8 protein-coding genes and 3 pseudogenes are annotated in these 9,275 nt (G+C 56.9%); 5 read left to right on the forward strand and 6 right to left on the reverse strand.

The features are described 5' to 3' along the window. Positions 1-105: 105 nt before the first annotated feature. Positions 106-3,072 carry a Tn3-like element ISPa38 family transposase gene (locus FHC52_RS22145; RefSeq protein ID WP_003100881.1) on the reverse strand — a complete coding sequence of 989 codons (2,967 nt, stop codon included), beginning with the start codon at positions 3,070-3,072 and terminating at the stop codon, positions 106-108. Positions 3,073-3,146: 74 nt separating this feature from the next. Between FHC52_RS22145 and FHC52_RS22150 the strand changes: the two genes are divergently transcribed. The 4 genes from FHC52_RS22150 to FHC52_RS22165 all read left to right on the forward strand — a co-directional run bounded on the left by FHC52_RS22150 (position 3,147) and on the right by FHC52_RS22165 (position 4,750). Further along, positions 3,147-3,437 (forward strand): nucleotidyltransferase family protein, encoded by a 291-nt coding sequence (locus tag FHC52_RS22150; RefSeq protein ID WP_001247892.1) that lies wholly within the window; start codon positions 3,147-3,149, stop codon positions 3,435-3,437. Then, complete coding sequence (locus tag FHC52_RS22155) at positions 3,434-3,835, forward strand: DUF86 domain-containing protein (protein ID WP_001293886.1); 402 nt, start codon at positions 3,434-3,436, stop codon at positions 3,833-3,835. The genes FHC52_RS22150 and FHC52_RS22155 overlap by 4 nt, the downstream gene beginning before the upstream one ends. After that, positions 3,825-4,181: a cupin domain-containing protein gene (locus FHC52_RS22160; RefSeq protein ID WP_000215515.1), complete on the forward strand. Its 357-nt coding sequence runs from the start codon at positions 3,825-3,827 to the stop codon at positions 4,179-4,181. The genes FHC52_RS22155 and FHC52_RS22160 overlap by 11 nt, the downstream gene beginning before the upstream one ends. A 254-nt stretch (positions 4,182-4,435) precedes the next feature. Next, positions 4,436-4,750, forward strand: a complete 315-nt coding sequence (locus tag FHC52_RS22165; protein ID WP_000091613.1) for a hypothetical protein — start codon at positions 4,436-4,438, stop codon at positions 4,748-4,750. Between the two features lie 172 nt (positions 4,751-4,922). Here FHC52_RS22165 and FHC52_RS22170 read toward each other — a convergent pair whose 3' ends face one another. The 3 genes and pseudogenes from FHC52_RS22170 to FHC52_RS22180 all read right to left on the reverse strand — a co-directional run bounded on the left by FHC52_RS22170 (position 4,923) and on the right by FHC52_RS22180 (position 7,318). Beyond that, positions 4,923-5,456: a phospholipase D family protein gene (locus FHC52_RS22170; RefSeq protein WP_000792636.1), complete on the reverse strand. Its 534-nt coding sequence runs from the start codon at positions 5,454-5,456 to the stop codon at positions 4,923-4,925. After that, positions 5,456-6,292: pseudogene (locus FHC52_RS22175) on the reverse strand (ATPase, T2SS/T4P/T4SS family); the annotation flags it as partial. The pseudogene FHC52_RS22175 and the gene FHC52_RS22170, both read right to left, overlap by 1 nt. A gap of 57 nt (positions 6,293-6,349) precedes the next feature. After that, positions 6,350-7,318, reverse strand: a complete 969-nt coding sequence (locus FHC52_RS22180) for an IS5-like element IS903B family transposase (protein ID WP_077950057.1) — start codon at positions 7,316-7,318, stop codon at positions 6,350-6,352. Between the two features lie 97 nt (positions 7,319-7,415). Here FHC52_RS22180 and FHC52_RS22185 point away from each other — a divergent pair, with 97 nt between their 5' ends. Beyond that, positions 7,416-7,961 (forward strand): YfaZ family outer membrane protein, encoded by a 546-nt coding sequence (locus tag FHC52_RS22185; RefSeq protein ID WP_035893376.1) that lies wholly within the window; start codon positions 7,416-7,418, stop codon positions 7,959-7,961. A gap of 55 nt (positions 7,962-8,016) precedes the next feature. Here FHC52_RS22185 and FHC52_RS22190 read toward each other — a convergent pair. After that, a pseudogene (locus tag FHC52_RS22190) lies at positions 8,017-8,301 on the reverse strand (aldehyde dehydrogenase family protein); the annotation flags it as partial. Position 8,302: 1 nt separating this feature from the next. Beyond that, positions 8,303-9,169: pseudogene (locus FHC52_RS22195) on the reverse strand (glycosyltransferase family 2 protein); the annotation flags it as partial. Positions 9,170-9,275 lie beyond the last annotated feature (106 nt).

A 9,275-nucleotide genomic window follows, 5' to 3' on the forward strand; every position in this document is an offset into this window, starting at 1 on the left:
GATACCAATGAGCGCAATGTTTTCCATGATAGTTCTCCGAATGAAAGCCTGTCCTCAGCATAGTACCGGGAAGGAGGGAGTGACCATCTCATTAAATAAAGCACGCTAAGCCGGTTGCAGCGGCCGTAGCGGCCTGAACTTGCCCGCGCCGATCTTGGCGCTGCTGCGCCAGAGGTAATCGCCGGTCAGGTTGATGTGCTCCCAGCCGAGCGGCGACAGGTACTGCAACAGGCCGTCATCGACGGCTTGACCGTGGCCACGCAAGGCGTTCGCGGCCCGCTCCAGATAGACCGTGTTCCATAGCACGATGGCCGCCGTCACCAGGTTGAGGCCGCTGGCCCGGTAGCGCTGCTGCTCGAAGCTGCGGTCGCGGATTTCCCCCAGGCGGTTGAAGAACACGGCGCGGGCCAGCGCGTTGCGCGCCTCGCCTTTGTTCAGCCCGGCATGCACGCGGCGGCGCAGCTCGACGCTTTGCAGCCAGTCCAGGATGAACAGTGTGCGCTCGATGCGTCCCAGCTCACGCAGGGCGACGGCCAGGCCGTTCTGGCGCGGGTAGCTGCCAAGCTTCCTGAGCATCAGCGAGGCCGTCGCCGTGCCCTGCTTGATCGAGGTGGCCATCCGCAGGATTTCATCCCAATGGGCGCGGACGTGCTTGATGTTGAGCGTGCCGCCGATCATCGGTTTCAACGCCTCGTAGGTGGCATCGCCCTTCGGGATGTAGAGCTTGGTGTCGCCCAGGTCACGAATGCGCGGGGCGAAGCGGAAGCCCAGCAGGTGCATCAACGCGAAGACGTGGTCCGTGAACCCTGCCGTGTCGGTGTAGTGCTCCTCGATCCGCAGGTCGGATTCGTGATACAGCAGGCCGTCGAGCACGTAGGTCGAGTCGCGCACGCCGACGTTCACGACCTTGGTGTGGAACGGCGCGTACTGGTCGGAGATATGGGTGTAGAACGTCCGCCCTGGGCTGCTGCCGTATTTCGGATTGATGTGGCCGGTGCTCTCGGCCTTGCTGCCGGTGCGGAAGTTCTGGCCGTCCGACGATGACGTGGTGCCGTCGCCCCAATGCTCGGCGAAGGGATGTCGGAACTGCGCGTTGACCAGCTCGGCCAGTGCCGCCCCGTAGGTTTCGTCGCGGATGTGCCAGGCTTGCAGCCAGGCCAGCTTGGCGTAGGTCGTGCCGGGGCACGATTCCGCCATCTTGGTCAGGCCCAGGTTGATCGCGTCGGCGAGGATCGTGGTCAGCAACAGGTTTTTGTCCTTGGCCAGGTCGCCTGACTTCAGGTGGGCGAAGTGCCGGGTGAAGCCCGTCCATTCGTCTACCTCCAGCAGCAATTCGGTGATCTTGACGTGCGGTAGGATCATCGCCGTCTGGTCGATCAGGGCCTGTGCGGTATCGGGCACCGCCGCATCGAGCGGCGTGATCTTCAGGCCCGACTCCGTGATGATGGCGTCCGGCAGCTCGTTGGCCAGCGCCATGCGGTTGACGGTGGCGAGCTGCGTTTCCAGCAGCGTCAGCCGGTCATGCAGGTACTGGTCGCAATCGGTGGCCACGGCCAGCGGCAATTCGCTGGCCTGCTTGAGGCTGGCGAATTTCGCGGGCGGCACCAGGTAGTCCTCGAAGTCCTTGAACTGGCGCGAGCCTTGCACCCAGATGTCGCCGGAGCGCAGCGCGTTCTTCAGCTCCGACAGCGCGCACAGTTCGTAGTAGCGCCGGTCGATGCCGGTGTCGGTCATCACCAGCTTCTGCCAGCGCGGCTTGATGAACTCGGTCGGCGCGTCGGTGGGCACCTTGCGGGCGTTGTCGCTGTTCATGCTGCGCAGCACCTCGATGGCGTCGAGTACGTCCTTGGCGGCGGGCGCGGCCCGCAACTTGAGCACGTCGAGAAATTCCGGCGCGTAGCGGCGCAGCGTGGCGTAGCTCTCGCCGATGCGGTGCAGGAAATCGAAGTCCTCGGGTTGCGCGAGCCGCTGCGCTTCGGTGACGCTCTCGGCGAAAGCATCCCAGGACATGACGGCCTCGATGGCGGCGAACGGATCGCGGCCCGCTTGCTTGGCCTCGATCAGCGCCTGGCCGATGCGCCCGAACAGCCGCACCTTGGCATTGATCGCCTTGCCGGATGCCTGGAACTGCTGCTGATGCTTGTTCTTGGCGGCATTGAACAGCTTGCCCAGGATGCGGTCATGCAGGTCGATGATTTCGTCGGTGACGGTGGCCATGCCCTCGATGGCGAGCGCCACCAGGGTCGCGTAACGCCGCTGCGGCTCGAACTTCGCCAGGTCGGCGGGCGTCATCTGGCCGCCCTCGCGGGCGATCTTGAGCAGCCGGTTCTGGTGAACCAGCCGCTCGATGCCGGAGGGCAGGTCGAGCGCCTGCCACGCCTTGAGGCGTTCGATGTGTTCCAGCATGTGCCGCGAGTTCGGTTTGACCGGGGATTGCCGCAGCCAGGCCAGCCACGTCGTCTTGCCGTTGTCGCGGCGCTTGAGCAGATCGTCGAGGCGACGGCGATGCACGTCCGTCAGCGGCTCAGCCAAGGCGTCGTAGAGACGCCGGTTGGCGCGGGTAATCGCTTCGGCGCTCGCCCGCTCGACGGCGTTGAGGGCGGGCACAATGACCGACTGCCGCCGCAGGTGCTCGATCAAGGCTCTGGCCAGCACGATGCCCTTGTCGGTTTGCATGGCCAGCTCGGTCAGCAACTGGACAGCCTGCCGGTAGTGGCCAATCGTGAACGGCTGGAAGCCGAACACCGTTTGCAGCTCGACCAGGTGCTCGCGTCGGGTCTGCTCACGCTGCCCGTACTCGTCCCAGCTTTCGATGCCGACCTTGAGCTGGTTGGCGACCAGTCTCAGCAATGGCGGGAACGGTGGCTCATCAGCGCCAAGGATGACGCCGGGAAAGCGCAGGTAGCAGAGCTGCACCGCGAAGCCCAGCCGATTGGCCGGGCCGCGCCGCTGCCGGATGATGGAGAGGTCGCTTTCGCTGAACGTGTAGTGACGGATCAACTCATCCTTGGTGTCCGGCAACGCCAGCAGGCTTTCGCGCTCGGCGGCGGAGAGGATCGAACGGCGGGGCATGCGGTTTCCTTCTTCTTGAAATTCTATTCTTGATTGCATATCATCTCAACGAGTTTCGATAAGAAAGGATGCGCATGCGACCGTCTGTTGTGCTTGACATGAAGCGAAGCGCAGTGCGTGAAGCGGTAGGCCGCTTTCGCGCCGCGAACCCGCGCGTCTTCGGCTCGGTGCTGCATGGCACCGACCGGGATGGCAGCGACCTCGACCTGTTGGTCGATGCGCTGCCCGGTGCCACGTTGTTGGACTTGGGCGATTTGGAAGAAGAACTGAAATCGCTGCTCGGCGTTGACGTCGATCTGCTGACTCCCGGCGACCTGCCGCCGAAGTTCCGGGCCAAGGTGCTCGCGGAGGCGCAACCGATATGAGCGAGAACCGCCTGCCCGATTACCTCGACCACATTCAGCAGGCCGCAACCGATGCGCGCAGCTTCGTGGAAGGGATGGCCAAGGACGACTTCTTGGCCGACAAGCGCACCCAGCAGGCCGTCATCATGAGCCTGATCGTCATCGGCGAGGCGGCCACAAAGGTGATGGATGGCTACGTCGAGTTCACCCAGGCGCATGCCGACGTGCCGTGGCGCAGCATGCGCAATATGCGTAATCGCATGGCTCACGGCTATTTCGACATCAACCTCGATGTGGTGTGGGAGACGGTACAGGAATGGCTGCCGGCGTTGCTCCAGCAATTGCCCGCCGTGCGTCAGGATGCCGACGATGAAGACCGTAACGACAACTGTGAAAGAGGGATCTCCGATGACTGTTGAATCGAGAATATTTTCTGTAGCCGAGTATGTTCAGCCGTCCGAAGGCGAGCCTATTCGTTCCGTTGTGCTTGAAACCCGAGACTCAATTATCGTGGTTTGGCATGTCCATCCCGGGCAGGAAATTGCGGCTCACATTCATCCTCACGGCCAAGACACGTGGACTGTTTTGTCGGGAATGGCTGATTACTTTCAGGGCAATGGGATTGTTCGTGCCCTCAGGGAAGGTGAGATAGCCGTGGCAAGACCGGGCCAAGTGCACGGGGCGCGAAATACAGGTACCGAGCCATTTGTGTTAGTCTCGGTTGTGGCATCAGCCAATGCCGGTTTCGTATTGGCTGAGCGATAGAGCCCAATCTCTGGAGTTGGTCCAATGAGCGGTCGGGGAGATAGGTAACAGACATGCAGCGGACACGGCTGCTAAACCAGGTCGCAAACCTCCTTGCGTCGCAGCGTGCCGCAAGCGACGCGATCAATCGAATGGGGTCGGCATGAGACTGAACACCATCCAGTTCCCGACCGCGTAGCCGCCTGTCCTGCCGATCAGGTCTTGACCATCGACGCCTGGGATCAGTCCTGAATGTTCTTGGAGACCACTACGTTATGAGCCGCAGCCGCCGCAAAACACCCATCGTCGGGCACACGACCTGCGGCAGCGAGCGCGAGGACAAGAAGCTCTGGCATCAGCGCTGGCGCACCCGTGAGCGCACGGCGCTGACCAGCGCGTCGCCCGAAGCCCTGAGCGCCCATCTGCCCCTGCTGGAAAACCAGGCCAGCAGCGTCTGGTCGATGGGCAAGGATGGCCGCTCCTACTGGCCCGTCAAGCGCCAGGCCGCCACGGCGGATCGCATCGCCAATCACAAGGGACGCAACCCGCAAGAACGCGCCTCCCTGAAAAAGCGCCTGCTTACACTGTGATTCCTTCAAAATATCTCAACGAAATTTCCCGACACCTGTTTAAGCTATCTTGCTGATATTTCTGTTTTTCGATTTTTGCCGGCGCGATGCCGGCGACGTTGGCCAGCTGCCCCGGGCGCGATACTGAGATCAGTTTCTTTGAACAAAAAAACCGCCTTTTGGCGGTCAGTATTCAGTAGCTGGAACGGTAGTCTCTCCCCCGATTCCAGCGGTCTTGCCAGTGTTCGAGGAATGATTCAGCGAGCTTAGGCATGTTCCAGATCACCACCGCATTCTCCGAGTTTTTCGTTTCGGCCGCTTTGGTGAAATTAAAGCTGCCAGTTTCAACGGTCACATTATCCACGATGATCACCTTGTCATGCTGGATAGGGAAATCACTGTCAGTACGCAAAGGGATGCCGCTGTTCGCTATGTAGTTCATGGCCGCAATGCTGGCGCGCCCCGTATTGCCCCTTTCATCAATTACGATTTTCACATCAACTCCCCGTTTTTTGGCTGCTACCAGTGCTTTCATAATATCCGGGGCGGTAAAAGAATAAGCCATCATCCGTATCGAGGTTTTTGCGGAGTCAATGGCGCTCAGGACGAGAACGCGGGCGCTTCCTTCAGGCGAGTAGCCAACCTGAACGGATGGTTCCACCGCAAAGGCGGGCAGGGCGGCTGTCGTAAATGCTGCGGCCAGAAGCCAGGTTGCTAAGTTTTTCATTACAGGCTCCCGTTCACACACTGCATTTTATATTCAGGGTCAAAATAAATTTCTTTGATTTTCCGCTTTTCCATATGCACCACAACGTCAATGGTGGAGTAGAGCATTCGCATAATATCGCTCATATCGAGCATACGGCCGATAGGGGTCGCCTTGATAAGCAGCCCAATACGGTTAAAGGCATCGCGCGCAGAGTTAGCGTGCGTTGACATAACACCGCCTGGATGGCCGGTATTAAGTGCTTTAAGATAATCCCACGCAGCATCATCCCTAAGCTCAGTCATGATGATACGGCCCGGTGTCAGACGCATACAGGCTCGCAGGGCATCAGTGGCGCTGACGCGGCCGATCTTTCCTGCATCGCCGTACATCATATAAACGGCTTCTACAACGTGATCGACCGTGACTTCGTGAACGTCCTCTAAAATAATTACACGCTCGTCTTTATGTAGCGATTTTAACAGCGCGCGCGTGAGTACCGTTTTCCCCGACCCGGTTTCACCGCAGATCACGATAGTGCGTTTCTTCTCAACGGCGGTTTGCAGGAATGCGGGCCATTTTTCGCTGCTGTGCAGCTCTTTAAGGAAAAAATCATCATCCGTTAGGCTTTGCTTGCTGCCGGTAATCTTCCGGCAGTCACTGAAAATCCCCTCGCGGGTCAGCTGCTCCAGATTTTTATCGGCCGCCAAATCCTTACGAAACGCTACGGCCATTGTACCGTCAATCACCGCAGGGGGCAGACAGATAACGCCCCTGATCCCGCCAGGCAGGATCACGTCATTAATGGCCTGCATGGTCAGCTTGTTGCTGCTCACCAACGATTTAGCAAGGTTCCTAGGCTTTGTTGAATAAATCAGATTTCGGGTAAGTCTCCCCCGTAGCGGGTTGTGTTTTCAGGCAATACGCACGCTTTCAGGCATACCTGCTTTCGTCATTTTGTTCAGCGCTCGTACCAGGGCCATAGCCTCCGCAACCTGACCATCGTAGTCACGCAGCGTCAGTGAACCCCCGAACAGCTGTTTTACCCGGTACATCGCCGTTTCCGCTATCGAGCGACGGTTGTAATCTGTTGTCCATTTCCACCGCGCATTACTCCCGGTCATTCGCTGATTAGCCACTGCACGGTTACGGTCTGCATATTCACCGGGCCAGTAACCCGCACCTTTTCGGGGCGGGATAAGCGCGCTGATTTTCTTACGCCGCAGTTCATCGTGACATAGCCGGGTATCGTAAGCGCCATCGGCGGCGGCTGACCTGATTTTCCGGTGGGTTTGCCGGATTAACCCGGGGAAGGCCTCTGAGTCCGTAACGTTGTTCAGCGACAGGTCAGCGCAGATGATTTCATGTGTTTTACTGTCAACGGCCAGATGCAGCTTACGCCATATACGACGGCGTTCCTGGCCATGCTTTTTGACTTTCCACTCGCCTTCACCGAAGACCTTCAGCCCGGTGGAATCAACTACCAGGTGTGCGATTTCACCCCGGGTGGTCGTTTTGAAACTGACATTAACCGACTTTGCCCGCCTGCTGACACAGCTGTAATCCGGGCAGCGTAGCGGAACGTTCATCAGAGAAAAAATGGAATCAATAAAGCCCTGCGCAGCGCGCAGGGTCAGCCTGAATACGCGTTTAATGACCAGCACAGTCGTGATGGCAAGGTCAGAATAGCGCTGAGGTCTGCCTCGTGAAGAAGGTGTTGCTGACTCATACCAGGCCTGAAAAGCTTCATCATCCAGCCAGAAAGTTATGGAGCCACGGTTGATGAGGGCTTTATTGTAGGTGGGCCAGTTGGTGATTTTGAACTTTTGCTTTGCCACGGAACGGTCTGCGTTGTCGGGAAGATACGTGATCTGATCCTTCAACTCAGCAAAAGTTCGATTTATTCAACAAAGCCATTTGCAGAAGTAAAATCCACTTGTTAAGGTGTCCTCAGATTAATTTTATGACGAGGAATAAACCATGAAAAAGCTTAATATCCTGCTCCTTTCCGCTCTGACCGCCGTATCCGGTTCCGCACTGGCGATGGGCGGTAGCCTTGAGCAGGGTAAAAACTTTACCAACCTGAATCTGGAAATGGGTAAATCCTCATCCGGCCTGTACGCAGAAAGCAACTGGCTGAAAAACACCGACGACGGCACCCAGACCGGCGGCGTGGGCGCAGGCTATAACCTGGAGGTCGGCCCAGTGATGCTGAACGCAGGCGCGAAAGCTATCTACATCGGCCCGAAAAAAGGCGATAACGGCGTGGCGTTCCCTATCGGCGGCGGCGTTAGCGTAGCCCTGACCGACAGCATCCGCGTCTTTGGCGAAGGCTATGCCGCGCCGGAAGGCCTGAACAACAGCGTGAAAAACTACGTTGAAGCCAATGGTGGCGTAAGCTGGTCGCCAATTTCACTGGTCACGCTGAAAGTGGGCTATCGCCACGTCAGCGTTGACGGCAAAGACGGCCGTCCAAACCACACGCTGATTGACGGCGCTTACATTGGCGGCGGCGTAAACTTCTAACGTTACCCACTTCCCAAAAAACCTGCCAGATGGCAGGTTTTTTTTATGGCTGCCGCTATTGGCGCACTACCACCAGCTTCTGGTTCACAAACTCTTTGATCCCCAGATCCGACAGCTCGCGCCCGTAGCCGGAACGCTTCACGCCGCCAAACGGCAGTTCAGCCGCGGTATCGGTGAGCCAGTTGATGTACACCATCCCGGTCTCAATGCGCGAGGCCATTTTCTTCGCCCGTTCAATATCCTGGCTAAAGACCGCACCGCCCAGCCCGTAGTGGGAATCATTGGCCAGAGCTACCGCTTCATCATCGCTCTTCACCACGTAAATCTGCGCGACAGGGCCCATACAGAGCATTAAAGCGGTCATGGGCCCAACCATCTCTCTGCTGAGAAATAAGACCATCAATCTTATTATTTAAAAGTTGTAACTCGTTACTGACAGAATGACCGCCATTGATGCTGCGCAACCGACTCACTTCACTCTCAAGCTCATGAATCTTCTCGAGGTAGGAAGGTATCAACCCCATTGCATAATTATATTTAACATTCTCATCCATAAATGGACGGAAACTACGGTAGTTGTTTTTAGTCTTATTTCCACTTAACAACATGCCGGAGTTTGCAACTCTATACCAAAATAGAGGTTCTGGGACGACTTGCAATTTATATCCCTGTAACGATATTTTTGCAAAAAACTCCCAGTCTTCATGACCTAAACCATAATCCTCAGTAAATCCGCCTACTTTTTCGAAAACTTCTTTTCTGATCAGCGCATTAGCATCACCAAAGCAGTTACTAAAGCTGGCGATATTTAAATCAGGTCCTAACGGAAGCCAGCAGTGCGTCATTTTACGGAACGGAGAAGGGAACTCCTCACCAAAAATAAGATCGCTTGGTGTGGTTAACACATCGGCCCCAGAGTTTAATGCTGCCGTAACAAATGTTTCCACCTCAAAAGGCTTAGCCACATTATCATCGTCCATAAACATCAGATATTCGCCGGAGGCGTGTCGCGCAGCCAAATTCCTTGCAGCGCCCAGATAGTTATTAGAACTACGGACGATTTTCCAGCCTCGAGAGTTAAAATCATTCTCGATGAGATTCAAATAACGATCAGACTCTTCCGTCGTACTTCCATCATCAACCAGGATGACCTCAATATTTTGGTAAGTTTGAGATTTTATTGAGGCGAGTGCTTGCTGGGGAAGGTGCGAATAAGCGGGGAAATTCTTCTCGGCTGACTCAGTCATTTCATTTCTTCATGTTTGAGCCGATTTTTTCTCCCGTAAATGCCTTGAATCAGCCTATTTAGACCGT

This window comes from Enterobacter sp. EC_64 (assembly GCF_019584165.1).
Lineage (GTDB): Bacteria > Pseudomonadota > Gammaproteobacteria > Enterobacterales > Enterobacteriaceae > Enterobacter > Enterobacter roggenkampii.